12 protein-coding genes and 1 tRNA gene are annotated in these 18533 nt (G+C 40.4%); 5 read left to right on the top strand and 8 right to left on the bottom strand.

All coding sequences use genetic code 11. From position 1 onward, the window contains the following. Window positions 1-21 precede the first annotated feature (21 nt). The 5 genes from dacB to COT43_08850 all read left to right on the top strand — a co-directional run bounded on the left by dacB (window position 22) and on the right by COT43_08850 (window position 8228). Window positions 22-1503 (top strand): D-alanyl-D-alanine carboxypeptidase/D-alanyl-D-alanine-endopeptidase, encoded by a 1482-nt coding sequence (gene dacB / locus COT43_08870; protein ID PIS27769.1) that lies wholly within the window; start codon window positions 22-24, stop codon window positions 1501-1503. Window positions 1504-1712: 209 nt separating this feature from the next. Next, the gene (uvrC, locus tag COT43_08865) at window positions 1713-3539 is read left to right on the top strand and encodes an excinuclease ABC subunit C (protein PIS27768.1); all 1827 of its coding nucleotides are present in this window, start codon (window positions 1713-1715) and stop codon (window positions 3537-3539) included. A gap of 23 nt (window positions 3540-3562) precedes the next feature. Then, complete coding sequence (lysA, locus tag COT43_08860) at window positions 3563-4801, top strand: diaminopimelate decarboxylase (GenBank protein ID PIS27767.1); 1239 nt, start codon at window positions 3563-3565, stop codon at window positions 4799-4801. Window positions 4802-4843: 42 nt separating this feature from the next. After that, window positions 4844-7084 carry a phosphoribosylformylglycinamidine synthase subunit PurL gene (locus COT43_08855; protein PIS27766.1) on the top strand — a complete coding sequence of 747 codons (2241 nt, stop codon included), beginning with the start codon at window positions 4844-4846 and terminating at the stop codon, window positions 7082-7084. Between the two features lies 1 nt (window position 7085). Beyond that, entirely contained in the window at window positions 7086-8228 is a 1143-nt protein-coding gene (locus COT43_08850) for a hypothetical protein (GenBank protein PIS27765.1), read from the top strand. Between the two features lie 6 nt (window positions 8229-8234). Here the strand turns inward: COT43_08850 and galE are convergent, their stop codons facing one another. From galE to COT43_08810, 8 genes are all read right to left on the bottom strand, one after another. After that, complete coding sequence (gene galE, locus COT43_08845) at window positions 8235-9266, bottom strand: UDP-glucose 4-epimerase GalE (protein PIS27764.1); 1032 nt, start codon at window positions 9264-9266, stop codon at window positions 8235-8237. 374 nt (window positions 9267-9640) lie between these two features. Continuing rightward, entirely contained in the window at window positions 9641-12058 is a 2418-nt protein-coding gene (locus tag COT43_08840) for a leucine--tRNA ligase (protein PIS27763.1), read from the bottom strand. A 74-nt stretch (window positions 12059-12132) separates the two neighbouring features. Beyond that, entirely contained in the window at window positions 12133-13188 is a 1056-nt protein-coding gene (locus COT43_08835) for an aspartate--ammonia ligase (protein ID PIS27771.1), read from the bottom strand. A 117-nt stretch (window positions 13189-13305) separates the two neighbouring features. Continuing rightward, on the bottom strand, window positions 13306-13728 hold the full coding sequence (locus tag COT43_08830; GenBank protein PIS27762.1) for a hypothetical protein: 423 nt from the start codon (window positions 13726-13728) through the stop codon (window positions 13306-13308). A 52-nt stretch (window positions 13729-13780) separates the two neighbouring features. Further along, window positions 13781-15010 carry a DNA recombination protein RmuC gene (locus COT43_08825; protein PIS27770.1) on the bottom strand — a complete coding sequence of 410 codons (1230 nt, stop codon included), beginning with the start codon at window positions 15008-15010 and terminating at the stop codon, window positions 13781-13783. 214 nt (window positions 15011-15224) lie between these two features. Then, window positions 15225-16538 carry a type I glutamate--ammonia ligase gene (gene glnA, locus COT43_08820; GenBank protein PIS27761.1) on the bottom strand — a complete coding sequence of 438 codons (1314 nt, stop codon included), beginning with the start codon at window positions 16536-16538 and terminating at the stop codon, window positions 15225-15227. A gap of 269 nt (window positions 16539-16807) precedes the next feature. Then, window positions 16808-16897, bottom strand: a tRNA-Ser gene (locus COT43_08815). Window positions 16898-16969: 72 nt separating this feature from the next. Continuing rightward, a complete protein-coding gene (locus COT43_08810) occupies window positions 16970-18406 on the bottom strand; it encodes an Asp-tRNA(Asn)/Glu-tRNA(Gln) amidotransferase GatCAB subunit B (GenBank protein ID PIS27760.1) in 1437 nt (478 codons plus the stop codon). Window positions 18407-18533 lie beyond the last annotated feature (127 nt).

Below are 18533 nucleotides of genomic sequence, written 5' to 3'. Positions count from 1 at the left end.
TTTGTTTGTTTCGGTTTATTGATGGTTCTCGGTCTCAGCGGTTGCGCTGTTCTACGTCCGCCGAAGATACTGGATAATGATGCGTTGATTCGCTATAAGGCGTCGAATCGCGCCTTGCGGCAGTTCCGGAATCAGGTGGATGGGATGATCGCCGATTCCTCTTTCCGTCCGGCATTCTTCGGGATCCACATCGAGGATTTACAAACCGGCGAGGTGATCTATTCGCGGAACGCTCACAAATTACTGATGCCCGCGAGCAACATGAAGCTGTTTACCACGTCGTCGGCATTGACACTGCTTGGCGCGGATTACCGATACAAGACTGCGGTTTACACCGATGGAACGATCATCGATTCAGTATTGAAAGGGAATTTGTATATCAAAGGTTCAGGCGATCCGACGATTTCCGGGCGTGATAACGGCGGGAATGCGGTCGAGCGGTTTGAAAACTGGGCGGATGCTTTGAAAGAGGCGGGACTTCGGAAGATCGACGGCTGTATCATCGGCGACGATAATATTTTCGACGACAACGGGATCGGTTACAGCTGGGCGTGGGACGACCTGTCGTATTATTACGGCGCGGTGACGTCCGGTTTGTCTTTCAACGATAATTGTATGGATTTACTGGTTATTCCCGGGAAAAACGTTGGCGATACAGCGCAGATCGTCGTTTATCCCGAACCGGGTTATATTCAGATCGTCAATCAAATTATTACAGTTCCAAAAGATTCAGCAGCATCGTACGATTTTTACCGCACGCCGAGTACAGAGAAGGTTCGCATTTTCGGAACGATCAGTATCGATTCTGACACGGTGACGGATTGGGTGACGGTCGATAATCCGACGAAATTCTTCCTCGCGACATTCAAATCGGTTTTACAGAAGAAGGGAATCACTGTCAATTCCATCGCGGACATCGACGAATTGCCTTTACAGGATCCCGATTATTCCAAAATGACATGTCTTGTTGTGAATGATTCCCCGAAGATGTCTGACATTGTCCGAACCGTAAACAAAGTGAGCCAGAACTTTTATGCGGAGACGTTGCAGAAGACGCTGGGTGTTGAATTGAAACATAGCGGAAGGTCCGATTCCGGGATTGTCGCCGAGGAAGAATGGTTTAAGACAATCGGGATCGATCCGAAAGGAATTTTCATCGTGGATGGGTCGGGACTTTCGCGGCATAATCTTGTCACGCCGATCCAAACCGTTGCCGTTCTTAAAGCGATGAAGCAGGGAAAGAATGCAAAAGCCTTTTTCGATTCGCTTCCGATTGCCGGCGTCGATGGAACGCTGGATTCGAGATGGAAGAATTCGCCCGCTAAAGGACATATCTTTGCGAAGACCGGATACATCGGGCGGGTGCGCGCGCTGTCGGGTTTCGTGGAAGCGAAGAACGGGAAAGTGTATGTGTTTTCGATCATCGTGAATCATTATCCGACACCGACGAGCAAGATCAATGATTTTCAGGATAAGGTGACGGAGATGCTGTACGGGCTTTAGAGAGAAAGAAATAACCGCGGAGGTCGCAGAGAACGCGGAGAAATAAGAAGAAATTTATTAGCCGTAGATTTAACGCTGATGAAGACGGATAAGAAAAAGGAATTAATTAGTTCAAATAGGTTGACTCAGGAAAATAATGACATTTGAAGTGAAAAACTTGAATTCAATTTTAAAATATCTCAGCGTTCTCTGCGACCTCCGCGGTTAATATGGGTAATTCAGAACTCCAGACAAAGATCAAAGACGCGCCGGTGGATCCGGGTTGCTATCTGTATAAGAATAGCGCCGGGAAAATCATTTACGTGGGCAAGGCAAAGATCCTGCGCAACCGTGTCCGTTCCTATTTTTCCCAGAGCCACACGAAAGATCCCAAAACATTGAGCCTTGTTGCTCATATCGCCGATGTTGAATTTATCGTCACGCATTCGGAAGTCGAAGCGTTGATCCTTGAAAACACGCTGATCAAGAAGCATCGCCCGAAGTACAATATTTTCATGAAGGACGACAAGACTTTTCCGTATCTGAAGATTACCAACGAACTGTTCCCGCAAATCTTTGTAACGCGGAAACTGATCAAAGACAGCGCAAAGTATTTCGGACCTTATACGGATTCGTCGAACATGAAAGAGGTTCTGCGGATCATTAAAAAACTCTTCGCCATCCGCGATTGCAGTTTCAAGTTGGATGAAGAGACCGTCCAATCGAAAAAGGTCAGACTCTGCCTGAATTATCACATTCACCGATGCGATGGTCCATGCCAAGGGCTAATCTCGCCGGAAGATTATGGTATAACGATTCAAAAGATCGCACAATTTCTGCGCGGGAAAACGACCGAGACGCTGGAATTCTTCCGGCAAAAAATGGAAACGGCGGCAAAGGAGATGAAGTTTGAGATCGCCGCAAAATATCGTGACAGTTATTCCGCTCTTCAGAATTATTCCAGCCGCCAATCGGTGGAATTTAACGATCAGGTTGATCGCGATCTGCTGGCGATTGTGACGGAAGAGGAAATCGCCTGTGCGGTTGTTTTCCGAATCCGTGAAGGCAAACTCGTCGGCAAAGATTCATTCTTTCTGGAAGGCGTCGCCGCGCATGAACCGTCGGAAGTAATGCAGACATTCATCCAGCAATATTATGAAAAAGCGCTGACCGCGCCGCAGGAAGTGCTGATCAATATTTATCCCAAAGAATGCGATTTGTTGAAAGAATGGCTGTCGGAATTGAGGGGAACGAAAGTCGCGATTTCCAAACCGGCAAAAGAAGAGCGCTTGCAACTCATGAAAATGGCTGAACGTAACGCCAGCCTGCAGATCAAGGAAATCCTGCTAAAAAAGAGTCAGAAGGAAGATTACACGCCGAAATCGCTGATTCGCTTGCAGACGGATTTGATGCTGGCGAACCTTCCGCGTCGGATTGAGGCGTTTGATATATCGAACATTCGAGGTAAATTTGCCGTCGGTTCTTTGGTAACATTTGTCGATGCAAAAGCTAAAAAGAGCGACTATCGCAGGTTCAAGATCAAAACGGTAGAAGGGATCAACGACTTTTCGATGATGGCAGAAGTGATCAAACGGCGCTATTCGCGGCAGGTTCGGGAAGCGAACGATCTGCCGGATTTGATTCTGATCGACGGCGGAAAAGGGCAACTCTCGGCAGGCAAACAGGCATTAATGGAATTGAACTTAGATAGTTTGCCGGTCGCCGGTATCGCAAAGCGATTGGACGAGATATTCGTACCCAATAGGAACGATCCGTTCCTTTTGAGAAAAGATTCTCCATCGCTGATCCTGCTTCAGAAAATCCGCAACGAAGCGCACCGGTTCGCCATCACTTATCATCGCAAGTTGCGCGGAAAAGGAGAGATCGGTTCGGAACTCGACCGAATTGTTGGACTCGGCGCCGCCCGTAAAAAGGAATTGTGGGCGAAATTCAAAACGATTTCTGCGATGAAATCGGCGTCGGTGGCGGATTACTGCGAAATCAAAGGCGTCGGACCGAAACTCGCCCAAAAAATATGGGATCAACTGCATCGTTAATTTGAATAAATGAGGAAAATGGAATGAAAATCGGTGGAATGAGTGTTCGGGAAATTGCTGATAAATACGGCACTCCCGTCTACGTTTATGACTTTGCGAAAATCGAAGAAAATGCGGCGAAATTGTTGCAAAGTTTTCATTCCGACGATGTTCCGACGAAAATTTTCTACGCAATGAAGGCGAATTCTCATCCGGCGATTGTCAAACTGATCAGCGAAAATGGACTTGGCGTCGATTGCGTCAGCCCGGGCGAGCTGGAAGTCGCGATGAAAGTTGGCATTCAACCGTCGGATATTTTATACACGGGAAATTATGAAAGCTACGAAGATTTGGCGGCGGCTTTTCATTCTGGTGCTCAGATCAATTTGGATGATGCAAACTCGCTCGACCGTTTGCTGAAAATCGGAAAGCCTGAACGTATATCCTTCCGCATCAATCCCGGAAAGGGAAGAGGCAAGTTCGAGAAAATCACAACAGGCGGCGAACGCGCAAAATTCGGAATTCCACATGAAAAAGCCGCTTTAGCCTACAAAAAAGCATCGGACGCGGGAATTCAACGATTCGGCGCGCATATCATGACCGGTTCAGGCGTTCTCGATGATGAACATTTTCCAAAAATCTTAGAACTGTTTTTAGATATTCTCGGAAAAATCCATCGGGAACTCGATATCACATTTGAATTTATCGACATGGGCGGCGGACTGGGAATTCCATATCAAAGCGATGAAAAAGAATTAGATATTTCATATATCGGGAAAAAATGCATCGACATTTTCCGGAAAAAAGTGAACGAATATAAACTGGGAAATCCGGTTTTGACACTGGAACCGGGTCGTTACCTCGTTGGAAATGCAGGATTTCTGGTTTCAAGCGTTCTCGGTTTGAAGGAAAGTTATCAGAATTTTATTGGAATTGATGCCGGATTTCAAACATTGATCCGGACGGCGCTTTACGGCGCATATCATACGATTATCGTTGATGGAAAAGAAAACGAAACCGAGGTGTTTCCGATCAATGTCTGCGGACAGATTTGCGAGAACACCGACATTTTCGCGCGCGACCGGATGTTGCCGAAAGTGCAGGAAGGCGATTTGCTCGTTTTTACACAGGCAGGCGCTTACGGAAACGTTATGTCGATGCCGTATAATCACCGACTCAGACCGGCGGAAGTTGCGCTGATCGATGGCGTCGATATGGAAATCACGCGGCGCGAAAACATGAACGATTTCTGGAATCGGATCAAGATTCCGGTCGTTCGTTAAACATTGAAAAAAATTAAACGAATCACTCATAAAGGAGCATAAATGAGCGACATGCAGGAACCTAAAGTCGATCTACAACTGGCAATCCAGCACGGATTAAATGAAGAAGAATGGGAAAAGATCAAGAATATACTCGGGCGCGAACCGAATTTTACGGAACTGGGTGTCTTCTCCGTGATGTGGAGTGAGCATTGCAGTTATAAGAATTCGATAGCAATGATAAAAACACTGCCACGATCCGGAAGACGATTGCTTGTTGGGGCTGGCGAGGAAAATGCCGGTTTAGTCGATATCGGCGACGGGCAGGCAGTTGCTTTTAAAATCGAAAGTCACAATCATCCATCTGCAATCGAACCTTTTCAGGGAGCGGCAACCGGTGTCGGTGGAATTATGCGGGATATTTTTACGATGGGTGCGCGTCCGATTGCTTCACTGGATTCTCTGCGTTTCGGTCCTCTGACGAATCCGAGGAATCGCTATCTGTTCGATCAGGTCGTCAAAGGCATTGCGCATTACGGAAATTGCATGGGAGTGCCGACTGTCGCTGGTGAGGTTTATTTTGACGAATGCTACACGGGAAATCCGCTCGTCAATGTTATGACCATCGGCATCGTGAAAAAAGACCATGTCGTGAGCGCCGTCGCAAAAGGCGTCGGCAATACAGTGATGATTGTTGGATCTTCAACCGGACGCGATGGAATTCACGGAGCGACGTTTGCATCGGTTGAACTAAGTGAAGAATCGGAAAGCCGCCGGTCGTCCGTTCAAGTTGGCGATCCTTTTACGGAAAAATTACTACTCGAAGCGACATTGGAACTTGCCAAGAAAGATTATCTGATAGGGATTCAGGACATGGGAGCGGCTGGTATTGCTTGCTCGACTTCCGAAACCTCTACTAAAGGAAAATCAGGAATTTGCCTGAACCTCAATGCGGTTCCACTTCGCGAAAAGGACATGACGCCATATGAAATTATGTTGTCTGAGTCACAGGAACGCATGCTTGTTATTATCCGAAGAGGATTTGAGGAAGAGGTTAAGGAAATTTTCAAGAAATGGGATTTGAATTGCGTGGAAATTGGGCAGGTGACCGATTCCGGGAATCTCGATCTGATCTTGAATGGGAAAAAAGTAGGCTCAATTCCATCATGGCATCTGGTTCTTGGCGGCGGCGCTCCGGTTTATTTACGTGAAACAAAAGAACCAAAATATATAGCCAAACTACGAGCGAAAAATATTCGAAAACTACCTGAGCCAAAGGATTATAATGAAGTTTTAATGAAGCTGATCGCTTCACCGGACATCGCAGATAAACGATGGATTTTCCAACAATATGATCATAGTGTTCGCACGAATACTTCGGTAGCACCAGGGAGTTCATCTGCCGTCATCAGAATCAAAGGAACGAATAAAGCCATAGCAACTAAAACTGATGGGAATGGGCGATACACCTATTTGAATCCATATAAAGGTGGCGCTATTGCCGTAGCAGAATCTGCCAGAAATGTTGTTTGCTCGGGAGCGAGACCTATAGCCATTACAAATTGTCTAAATTTTGGAAATCCTTACGATCCAGAGATTTATTATCAATTTAAACAAGCAGTTCTGGGAATAGGAGACGCCTGCCGTGCGTTGGACACGCCTGTAACTGGTGGAAATGTTAGCTTCTATAATGAATCGCCTTTGGGAGCCATTTATCCGACACCAGTTGTGGGAATGCTTGGGTTAATCAACAATCTGGAAAATATCACAACCAGTTGGTTTAAAAAAGACGGCGATTTCATTTTAATGTTAGGTACGATTAAAGGCGAACTGGGAGGAAGCGCCTACTTAAAGGTCATACATGACACAGTTGCCGGTGATGCGCCAGATATCGATATATCCTTTGAGAGGCGCGTTCAAGACGCTTGCCTTGAGGCGATTGAAATGAAGATCGTTCATTCTGCAATCGACGTGTCAGATGGCGGAATGGCTGTTGCAATTGCAGAAGCATGTATTTCTAATCCAGAAAATCCAATGGGCGCATCAATATTCATCTCCGGAAAATTAAGAGAAGATGAACTCTTCTTTGCTGAAAGTCAATCAGTTATCATCATTAGTATTGATGAAAGCAGGCTATTGGAAATGGAACGGATCGCTTCAAAGAATATCGTCCCATGTGTGACAATTGGAAGAGTCAAAGATAACGGAAAATTGAAGATGAATGATTCTATCAATCTTCCTTTAGACGAAATCCAACAAACTTACAGAAATACTTTGCCTAAATTGATGGAAATGACAGTCTAAAGTGAAAAAAGATCCAATCATTCAGTCGATTCTACCAGAATTAATCGACATCCGGAGAAAAATTCATCAGAATCCTGAATTGTCATGGCAAGAGTTTAAAACTACAGAATTAATTAAGACCGTTTTAGAAGGTTGGGGATTAAATTTCCAACCATTTAAGACGTTAAAAACAGGTGGCTACTGTGATGTCGGGGAAGGAAAAACCCTCGTGTATCGATCAGATATCGATGCATTGCCGGTAATGGAAGATTTGGATCATGCGATACGTTCACAAAATAAATACATTATGCACGCCTGTGGTCACGATTTTCATACAGCGATTGGCTTAGGCTTATTGAGGTATTTTCAATTATCACCCGTTAAAAATGTGTTTAAACTGCGTGTAGTTTTTCAGCCAGCAGAAGAAGCGTATCCTACTGGCGCAGATAGTGTTATCAAGGAAGATATTTTGGAAAATGTTAAGACAATCCTTGCGGCGCATGTTCATTGTGAAATTCCCATCGGAAAGATTGGATTCTCTCGTGGAGCATCGAATGCTTCTTCAACTTCGGTTCAAATTACGTTTAAAGGGCCTGGCGGGCATACATCACGTCCTCAAGAAACAATTGATTTAATTCCAATTACAGCAACGTTTATTTATCAAATTCAGAAATTCCTGAAAGAACATATAAATCAGAATGAAATTTTTGTACTCGCATTTGGAGAAATTCATGGTGGAAATGCTCATAACGTCATTCCTCAAGTTGTTACATTAAAAGGCACGTTAAGAACATTTTCACCGCAAACATCTGAGAGGATTAGCGAACTGATCCGCAACCTTGCGTGTCAATTTGAAAATGAGAAGAAATGTAAGATAACCGTTGAATTTCCAACCAACTGTCCGCCAGTAATTAACAATTTAAAACTTTGCGACCAGATGATTGAATTTATGAGAAAGAATAGCACTTTAGACCAACTCATCATACTTCCAAAACCTTCGATGGGAGCGGATGATTTCTCATATTATTTGACAAAAGCGCCGGGGTTATATTTTTACATCGGCGGCGGTGGAAAAGGTAAACTGCATAGCGGCGAACTTGAATTGGATGAATCCTTGCTTGAAGTTGCTCTGAATTATCTGACCGGATTTATTCCAATTATCTGATAAAAATTATAAGTAAGGTTCCATTTCGGGATAACCGTCCGGATTCTTCATCTGCCATTCCCATGCAGATCGGCACATATCGTCAATATCATATTCCACTTTCCACCCAAGTTCTCTAAATGCTTTGGATGGATCTGCATAACATTGGGCGATGTCTCCAGACCGGCGTCCGACTATTTTGAATTTAATTGATTTTCCAGACGCTTTTTCGAATGCTTGAATCATTTCAAATACGCTATATCCACGTCCTGTACCAAGATTATAAATTTCAACAGATGTTAGTTTTGTTTTCAATTTATCTATGGCTTTAATGTGTCCTCTTGCTAAATCTACCACATGAATGTAATCTCTGACACCAGTTCCATCCAGAGTTGGATAATCATTTCCATAGACATTCAACAGCGGAAGTTTTCCAACTGCGACTTGAGAAATAATTGGCATCAGGTTATTTGGGATACCATTGGGGTCTTCTCCAATTCTACCGGATTCGTGTGCGCCAACCGGATTAAAATACCGTAAAAGAATGACATCCCATTCCGGATCAGATTTATATAAATCTTGTAAGATATTTTCAATGAATAACTTAGTCGAACCGTAAGGATTTGTCGTTTTGACAGGGAAGTTCTCTGTAATTGGAACGGTGACTGGATCGCCATAAATTGTTGCAGAGGAACTGAAGACAATTTTTTTAACATGGTTATGAGTCATTACTTTAAAGAGTGTTAAGGAACCGTTCACATTGTTGTGATAATATCGAAGTGGTTGTTGGACGGATTCTCCAACAGCCTTCAATCCAGCAAAGTGAATAACAGCATTGATAGAATATCGTTTAAAAACCGTTTCAAGTGCCGATTCATCTATAATGTCAACTTGATGAAATATCAGAGACTTGCCGGTCAATTCCTGAACTCTTCGCAGAGATTCTGATTTGCTGTTTATTAAGTTATCAACGACGATGATTTCATAACCATTATTTAGAAGTTCGAGACAAGTATGACTACCGATATATCCAGCGCCACCCGTTACTAAAATTTTCATTAATTATACTCCATCGTCTCTTATGGATATTAATTTTGAAGTGTTTAAAATAGATGAAAGAAAAAGAAAGGCAATCAATATTTTCTTCATAGAGATATAATACCCGATTTGGTTTAGATTTCACAATAAAAAATAACGGTGTAAAATTAAAACCGAACCAGACGAAATGGAAATAAAAAGATAGAAAAATCGTGCAATTTAGATGTAGTAGCGAAATAAGGAACTTTGAACGATATAGAAGAAGCTATAAAAATCAATCAAAAACATATAAGCATAAGATATATTATGTAAACTTATTGATATTGAATAAGCAATTATCACAAGATTGAACATCGGCACACCCCAACTATCCCCCTGTCGACCTTTTATATCAGTTATTTTACAACGATACTTACGAGTTTGTTTTTTACAACTACTTTTTTTATAATTTCTTTGCCATCAGTAAAACGTTTAACATTCATAACTTGGAATGACAAATTCAAACATTCTTCATCGGTTGCATCTCGTTTAATATCAAATTGGCCCCGAATTTTACCATTTACCTGAATAGCTATGGTTACTACGTCTTCTTTGATATAATTTGGATCATAGGTTGGCCATTTTTTATATGAAAAATTATTTGAATTCGATAGTCTTACAAATATTTCTTCAGAAATATGAGGTGCAAACGGACTCAGCAAATCAATGAAATCTAACATGACTGATAAAGGCTTTATTTCTAGCGCTGATATTTCATTGATAAAAATCATTAACTGCGAGATTGCGGTATTAAAATGAAAATTTTCAATATCCTCAGTTACTTTTTGAATTGTTTTATGAAGAATATTTAAAGTATCAGAATTGGGAGTAACATCTTGGATGTCATCGAGTAATTGATTGTTATCGTTTAAAATAATATTCCATATTCTGCTTAAAAAACGATAAACACCTTCAATGCTTGAAGTATTCCACGGTTTTGTTCGAGTTAAAGGCCCCATGAACATTTCATAAATTCTGAAGGTATCGGCTCCATATTTGCTAATCACATCATCTGGATTTATGACATTTCCGCGTGACTTGCTCATTTTCTCGCCATCTTCCCCAAGGATCATTCCTTGATTGATTAGTTTTAAAAACGGTTCAGGTGTTGAGACAAATCCAAGGTCGTAAAGTACTTTATGCCAGAATCTTGCATATAACAAGTGCAAGACTGCATGTTCAGCGCCACCGATATATAAATCGATAGGCATCCAATATTTTTCTTTTTTAGAATCCCAAGCTTTAGAATCATTATTCGGATCAATATAACGAAGATAATACCAGCAGGAACCAGCCCATTGAGGCATTGTATTCGTCTCATATCGTGCTCTTTTCCCAGTCTCTGGATCGATAAAGTCGTTCCACTCTTTTAAATTAGCAAGTGGCGACTCGCCAGTACCACTTGGTTCGTATCTTTCCATTTCTGGCAATTCTAGCGGAAGTTCACTTTCTTTTAGTAGTTCTACGCTCCCATCTTGAAATATTTTAAATGGAAATGGTTCACCCCAGTATCTCTGCCGTGAGAATGTCCAATCCCTCAATTTATACTGAACACTGAACTCACCAATTCCTTTATCGACCAACCAATCAGTTATTTTCTTTTTAGCTGATACAACATCCATTCCATTTAGAAAACCTGAATTAACCAATATTCCATTTCCGGTGTAAGATTCTTGAGTGATATCGCCACCAGAAATCACTTCAATGATATCAATCCCAAATTTCTTTGCAAATTCCCAGTCGCGTTGATCATGACCTGGAACTGCCATGATCGCTCCCGTTCCGTAAGTCATCAAAACATAATCAGAAGTCCAAACCGGTATCTGCCTATTAGTCAAAGGATTAATTGCATAAAATCCAGTAAATACGCCGGTTTTATCTTTTGTCAGTTCAATACGTTCAAGATCACTTTTTTTCGAAGTCACAATACAATAATTTTCGACTACGCTTTTAAAAGGTTCAGGAACGAGTTTATCTAAAATTGGATGTTCCGGCGCTACAACCATATATGTCGCGCCAAAAAGCGTATCCGGGCGTGTCGTGAAGACTTTTAAGGCTTGATCATGTCCGGCGATTTTAAACGTAACCATCGCTCCTTCCGATCTTCCGATCCAATTCCTCTGCATTTCCTTGATACTTTCCGGTAAATCCACTAAATCAAGATCACTCAGTAATCGATCCGCATACGCAGTGATTTTTAAAATCCATTGCCGCATCGGAATGCGAACGACGGAAAAGCCACCGCGTTCAGATTTTCCATCGATGACTTCTTCATTTGCCAAAACAGTTTTCAGTTCAGGACACCAATTGACGGGAATTTCCGCCTGATAGACTAAACCTTTTTTATATAATTGCTGAAAAATCCATTGAGTCCATTTATAGTATTTTGGATCGGTAGTATTGATCTCACGGTCCCAATCATAGGAAAAACCGAACGATTTTATCTGCCTACGAAATGTATCGATATTCCGCTGTGTCGTGATTTTTGGGTGCGTTCTGGTTTGAAGCGCGTAATTTTCTGCAGGCAGACCGAAAGCGTCCCAACCCATCGGATGAAGTACATTAAATCCCTTCTTTCGCTTATATCTGGCTATAATATCGGTCGCGATATATCCTTCAGGATGACCAACATGCAGACCAGCGCCGCTTGGATATGGGAACATATCGAGAACATAATATTTTGGTTTTTCAGAAAAATCTACTGCTTTGAAAGTTTTATTGTCTTCCCAATACTTTTGCCATTTTTTTTCGATTTCTTTAAACGGATATCCCATTAATATACCTTTGCTTTAATCGTCTGATTTATTATATAGTTACATATTGTATTTTCTTGAAATATTTAAATAAGTCATAGTAAAAATATCTGATTTTGTTTACAAGTTTCCAACATTTCATCCGGCCAAATTCCCGCTTGGACTTCGCCAATGTGAGCTTTTCGCAAAAAAAACATACAGAGCCGAGATTGACCGATTCCTCCACCGATTGATAATGGAAGTTCCCGATCAATCAACCGTCGGTGAAAATCCAAATCTTTCTTGTATTCCTCATTTTTTAGAGTTAATTGCCTTTCAAGAGCCGCTTTATCCACGCGAATTCCCATCGAACTTAGTTCCATTGCACAATTGAGCACCGGATACCAGACAATAATATCGCCATTAAGTCCATGACGATTTTTCTCGGTTTCCGACGACCAATCATCATAATCCGAAGCTCGGTCGTCGTGCGGTTTTCCATCTTTCAAAGGTGAGCCGATCCCAACGATAAACACCGCCTTTTTATCTTTACAAATGGCATTCTCGCGTTCTCTTGGAGATAAATCCGGATACATTTCCAGCAATTCTTCGCTGTGAATAAATGTGATTTTTTCAGGAAGAAATCGTCTCTGAAGTTGATGGTATTTCCGACAGACAGCTTGTTCGGTCTTATAAATAACGCTATATATTTTGCTTACAATATATTTTAACACATCCAGATTCCGCTCGTTTTCGGCGATAACCCGTTCCCAATCCCATTGATCAACATAAATCGAATGCAGGTTATCAAGGAAAGCCTCATCGGGACGAATAGCATTCATATCCGTATAAATTCCTTCACCGCTGATAAATCCGTAATCAGCCAGAGCTTTCCGTTTCCACTTCGCCAAAGATTGCACGATTTCGGCTGATTGATTTGTTGCCTTAATTCGAAAACTTGCAGGTTTTTCTGTCCCGGATAAATAGTCGTTAATACCGGTATTATTGAGAACAGCTAATGGTGCTGAAACACGCTGAAGGTTCATCTCGCGTGCGAAATTTTCTTCAAAATAATCCTTGATAAATTTGATAGCCTTTTCGGTTTCTCGGATGTCCATTTCACGCCGAAATTTTGTAGGTATCATTAATCTTCCGTTTGTCAATTCTTCCATATGATTCATAACTCTATTATTTTCTATTTTATTCTCTCACAACAAGTAAAATTCCAAAAAATCTCCGGCTTCTTTGGTTTCCCTAATAAAAATATTTAAAAAAACGGTTGAAATTTACTACCATCCGTCTGATAAATGAATTAAAGATTCGTTTTGTAGATATAAGTGCTCAATAAGTATTTTAATGCCAATTCCAATGAGCATTAATCCACTAAATATTTCTACTTTTTTACCGAATACACTACTAATCCTCTTTCCGATATAAACTCCGAAAAGCGTGATGCTAAAAGTTGCAATACCAATGAGTAGAATCGGTAAAATGATATTGAATTGTAAAAATGCGAATGTGACTCCGACAGCAAGCGCATCAATACTTGTGGCAGTCGATAATGAAAACAGCACTTTATTACTTGAAGGATCAAAACGATATTCAAATGAATTTTCGTTTATTGCTTCATAAATCATATTCCCTCCGACATATAATAACAGCCCAAATGCGATCCATCCAACAGCTATCAGGAAAATCATGATAATGTTCATTTATACACTATTCTCATATATTTATTATTAGTGGTAAAAACACAATGGATTTTTAATCTCTTCCTTCCAACAATATAGGCTGTTCGGTTTCTGATCCTATAAGCGGTTTGTTGTCTATTTCCACCTTGGCAATTTTATCGAATGAATTAGAAATTTTATCGGTTGTCGTATGTATCTCTTTTACATCTTTTTGAACAGTATCGATGTGTTTGGATAAGTTGGTCCAACGATCGCGGTATCGTTTAAAATCTTCACCAAGTTTATTCAATTCTTTCTGAATGAGATCGGCATATTTCCGACGTTCCATATCGTTCAAAACCGTCTGAAGCGTACTTAATATTGCCATAAAAGTCGTTGGCGAAGTGATCCAGACACGTTTAGAAAACGCATAAGTAACCAGACTTTCATGGTAAGCATAAAGTTCGGCAAAAACCGCTTCTGCCGGCAGAAACATAATTGCCTGATCGGCTGTCTCGTTCGGTATAATATATTTATCGGCAATTTCATCTATTTTTATTTTTACATCCGAATTGAACGATTTGAAGGCTTCCTGTCTCACCGATTCCGGCAAAGTTGTATCGACCATCTTTCGATAGTTTTCCAGCGGAAATTTCGAGTCGATGCCAATATTTCCCATTGGTTTAGGCGCAAACAGAATAGCGTCCACACGACAGGAATTACTAAGCGTGTATTGGGTTTGAAAGACTTTGTCGTTCTTATCACCAAAAACGGCAAACAAAATCTGGTTTAACTGTACTTCGCCAAAAACGCCACGGCTTTTCTTATCCGATAATATGTCTTGGAGTGACACAACGTTTGTTGAAAGACTTTCGATCTTTTTCTGTGCTTCATCGATTTTTGCCAAACGCTGAAGTACATCACCAAACGTCTCATTCGTCTTTTTAAAACCTTCGTTTAGATTCTCCTGAACTTTCACATTGATCGCCTCAAGTTTTTTCTCAACAGTCAAATTGAGTTTATCGAAATCTTCCGTCAAACCTTTCTGGAATGATTCTTTAAAGCGAGTAAAATCCTCACTCAATTTTCTGCTACTATCGGAAAGAGATTTGGTAAGATCGTTTTGAAATGCTCCAAATCTTTGTATCAATTCCAAATTTTTTGCCGAGACGCTATCCGTAAAATCGGTAAAACGCCGCTGAATAATTTCTGCAGTTTTGGATTGAACGATTTCTGGGAAAAGATTAAGCCGCGACTCCAGTTCGACGATTTTATCTTTCAACTCTTTGATAGAATTATCTTGTGGCGTTCCGACTTTTGACATTTTCAGATACAGTATAATCTGAAGAATTAAAATTAACAGTAACAGCGTCAAACTCAGATAATTAAGCATTCTCGATTCCTTACAAATTTAGAAGCACTTCCCATCTCATAAAACATTAATAATCTAACATAAAAAATAGAGCAATGCCATTTCCAAATCAATCGAACAGTCAAATATTTCATGGACTGCTATTGGAACGGCCACGATTAGTTGGCTAAAATTGATCGAGGTATTTCTCAACCTCCCAAGGCGTTACCTGCTGGTGATATTCTCCAACTTCCTTTGTTTTTATGGCAATGTATTTATTAAATAAATGTTTTCCAAGCACATCGGCAAAGAGCGAACTCTTTTTCAACTCGCTTATCGCGTCTGATAGAGAATTGGGTAAACTATCAATGTTTTTTATTCTCAAACTTTCCCGATCGATCTTGAAAATGTTTTCCTCCACAGGTTTCGGCGGCTGTAGGTTGTGCTTGATACCTTCAAGTCCGGCTTTCAACATCACCGCAAAAGATAAATAAGGATTACAAGTAGGATCGGGACAGCGCAATTCCATCCGTGCTGAATTTGGCTTACTATTAAACCAATTTGGAATACGAACAAGCGCGGTTCTGTTTTTGCTCCCCCATGAAATATAAACCGGCGCTTCATAACCAGTAACCAAACGTTTATAAGAATTGACCGTTGGGCAAAGTATAGCCGCCATGGCCTTGACATGTTTCATCAACCCAGCCATAAAATTATAAGCCAATGGTGAAAGTCTGTATGGATCGTCACCGTTATAAAATAAATTTTTACCTGTCTTGATATCGAACAAACTCTGGTGAACGTGCATACCTGAGCCAGCAATTCCAGAAATTGGTTTTGGCATGAAAGTCGCTTGAATATTGTGCATCTGTGAAATTTTCTTCACTGTATATTTTAAAGTTAGCAACCTGTCAGCGGTTTCTAAAGCCGTTCCATATTTAAAATCGATTTCGTATTGTCCGATTCCGACTTCGTGATGCGAAGTCTCGACTGATATTCCGAAACTTTTTAACGCAGTGATAATATCTTTGATTAACTGATAACCTTCGTAAGAGTTTAAATCAAAATAACTGCCACTATCTATTGGCTTAGTTCGCGTGGAATCGTCCTTTTTAAAAAGATAAAATTCGAGTTCAGGACCCACGTAATATTCAAATCCCATATCTCGAGATTCTTGTACAACTTTTCGTAAAACCGTCCGTGGATCATCTTCAAATGGTTGATTATCCGAACGATAAATATCGCAAATGACTCTCGCCGTCTTACCGCCTTCGTTCAACCAGGGTAACAAGGAGTATGTTTTGATATCCGGTTTCAAAAATAGATCACTTTCCTGAATTCTAGCAAAACCTTCGATTGATGAACCGTCAAACCAAACACCGTTTTCCAGCGAATCTTCAAGTTCTTCTACCGGAATAATCACCTCTTTGGGAACTCCCATCAGATCGAATAACTGCAACCTTACGAATTCTACATTATCTTTTTTAACCCTTTCAACCATTTTTCTTCCTTACTTATCCTTTCTAAATGTCAATTATTGTAAAAATCTATTAAAAAATAATTGCGGTAAATTTAATAGATATTTATAATTGTTGCTATTAAAATATTATTAGTTTATTATATATAGTATATCTCAAAATATATAAACTTATTTAAATTTTAAGATTCTAAATTATGAAGATTCTTAAATGATTTAAAGTGTAATTTTTTTATGCAATTTTTTTGGATACAAGATTGGGACTTTTTTAGGAATAGATTTTTTTAAAATTTTTGCGGAGAGACGGGGATTCGAACCCCGGGTACCGTTTCCGATACACACGCTTTCCAAGCGTGCTCCTTAAGCCTCTCGGACATCTCTCCTAAAAAAGCGCCATAGTTTAACCGAATTTAAGAGAATTGACAAGGAAATAGAAAACTGCTTCTATGTCCGTATCACTCCAATAATTTTTTCAATAAAGAAGACAAAACATCAGGATTCGTCTTCCCTTTTGTCTTTTTCATCATTTGTCCCATGAAAAAGCCGAACAAAGCTTTTTTCCCGTCTCGATATTTTTCCAGTTCGTTTGGATTTTCAGCAATCATTTCCTTGATAATGGATTTAAGGTCTTCAGAATCATTAACTTGTGCTAAATTTTCTTTGGCAATAATCTGTTCAGGAGAATCGGAGGATTCCAACATTTTGCTGAACACTTCTTTTGCAACAGAAACAGTTATCTCATTATTTTTCAAGATATTTAATAATCGCCCCATACGTTCAGACGATATTCGGAAATGTTCGATATCAGTATTTTTGTCCTTTATTGCGCGAAGCGTCTCGGACTGAATCCATTTACTTGTTAAAACCGGATCGTTACTGATCTTAACCACCTTTTCATAATAATCAGCAATTTTTCGGTCAGCTGTTAGAACCTTAGTATCATATTCCCGCAAATGATATTGGCTAATAAATCTTTTGAATTTATCATCAGGTAATTCGGGTAATTCATTACGAACTTGGTTGATCATTTTTTCACTGACACTGAGAGGGACTAAATCCGGTTCAGGGAAATAACGATAATCATCGGATTCCTCTTTTGTGCGCATTGGCTTTGCCATGCCGGAAGTTTCGTCCCAAAGTAGCGTTTGTTGAAGAACTTGCCCGCCTTTATCTAATATTTTCATTTGGCGTTGAATTTCAAAATTCAACGCACGTTCGACACCTCTAAACGAATTCATATTCTTCATTTCAGTTTTCGTGCCAAATTTTTCCTGCCCGAATGGTCTCAGTGAAATATTGGCGTCGCACCGAAGGCTACCTTCTTCCATGTTGCAATCACAAATTTCAAGATATTCAAGGATTTGTTTGAGTTTCGCAAGATAGGAATATGCTTCTTCAGGAGAACGCATATCCGGCTCAGATACTATTTCGATCAATGGAACACCGCACCTATTGTAATCGACTAAAGTGTCAGTGATTTCACCAGAGTTATGAATCGATTTTCCGGCATCTTCTTCGAGATGAATACGCGTGATACCGATCCGTTTTTCTTTGTCATTGACACGAATTAAAACGGAACCACTTGCGCAAAGCGGTTCATCATATTGAGAAATTTGATACCCTTTAGTTAAATCTGGATAAAAATAGTTCTTTCGTGCGAATCTTGAAAAGCGAGCAATAGTACATTCAGTCGCTAAACCCATTTTCATAGCATATTCGACACATTTCTGATTCAGGACCGGCAATGTCCCGGGTAATCCTAAACAGACTGGACAAACCAGTGAATTAGGCTCGGCTCCATATCTGTTTTTACATCGGCAAAATATTTTTGTATCCGTAATGAGTTGGGCGTGTATTTCTAATCCTATAATTACTTCATATTTTTGTGTCATTATCAATTTCACCTGTCTATTGTCAATTTATGGAATTTGTATTTCAATTCCGCAAAAGCGGAATCCCAATGTGTGTCGATAACAACGATTGTATCCAACATCTGGGTGATGATTCTTCCGAACTTTA

It is taken from the genome of Candidatus Marinimicrobia bacterium CG08_land_8_20_14_0_20_45_22 (genome assembly GCA_002774355.1).
GTDB lineage: Bacteria > Fidelibacterota > UBA2242 > UBA2242 > UBA2242 > 0-14-0-20-45-22.
Note: the sequence above shows the minus strand (reverse complement) of the source record. Positions and strands in the feature narration are given on the sequence as shown.

Bases quoted from the DNA above. Each gene is read 5' to 3' on its own strand.
- dacB (PIS27769.1), top strand. From the start codon at position 22: ATGGTTCTCGGTCTCAGCGGTTGCGCTGTTCTACGTCCGCCGAAGATA.
- uvrC (PIS27768.1), top strand. From the start codon at position 1,713: ATGGGTAATTCAGAACTCCAGACAAAGATCAAAGACGCGCCGGTGGAT.
- lysA (PIS27767.1), top strand. From the start codon at position 3,563: ATGAAAATCGGTGGAATGAGTGTTCGGGAAATTGCTGATAAATACGGC.
- COT43_08855 (PIS27766.1), top strand. From the start codon at position 4,844: ATGAGCGACATGCAGGAACCTAAAGTCGATCTACAACTGGCAATCCAG.
- galE (PIS27764.1), bottom strand. From the start codon at position 9,266: ATGAAAATTTTAGTAACGGGTGGCGCTGGATATATCGGTAGTCATACT.
- COT43_08840 (PIS27763.1), bottom strand. From the start codon at position 12,058: ATGGGATATCCGTTTAAAGAAATCGAAAAAAAATGGCAAAAGTATTGG.
- COT43_08835 (PIS27771.1), bottom strand. From the start codon at position 13,188: ATGGAAGAATTGACAAACGGAAGATTAATGATACCTACAAAATTTCGG.
- COT43_08830 (PIS27762.1), bottom strand. From the start codon at position 13,728: ATGAACATTATCATGATTTTCCTGATAGCTGTTGGATGGATCGCATTT.
- COT43_08825 (PIS27770.1), bottom strand. From the start codon at position 15,010: ATGTCAAAAGTCGGAACGCCACAAGATAATTCTATCAAAGAGTTGAAA.
- glnA (PIS27761.1), bottom strand. From the start codon at position 16,538: ATGGTTGAAAGGGTTAAAAAAGATAATGTAGAATTCGTAAGGTTGCAG.
- COT43_08810 (PIS27760.1), bottom strand. From the start codon at position 18,406: ATGACACAAAAATATGAAGTAATTATAGGATTAGAAATACACGCCCAA.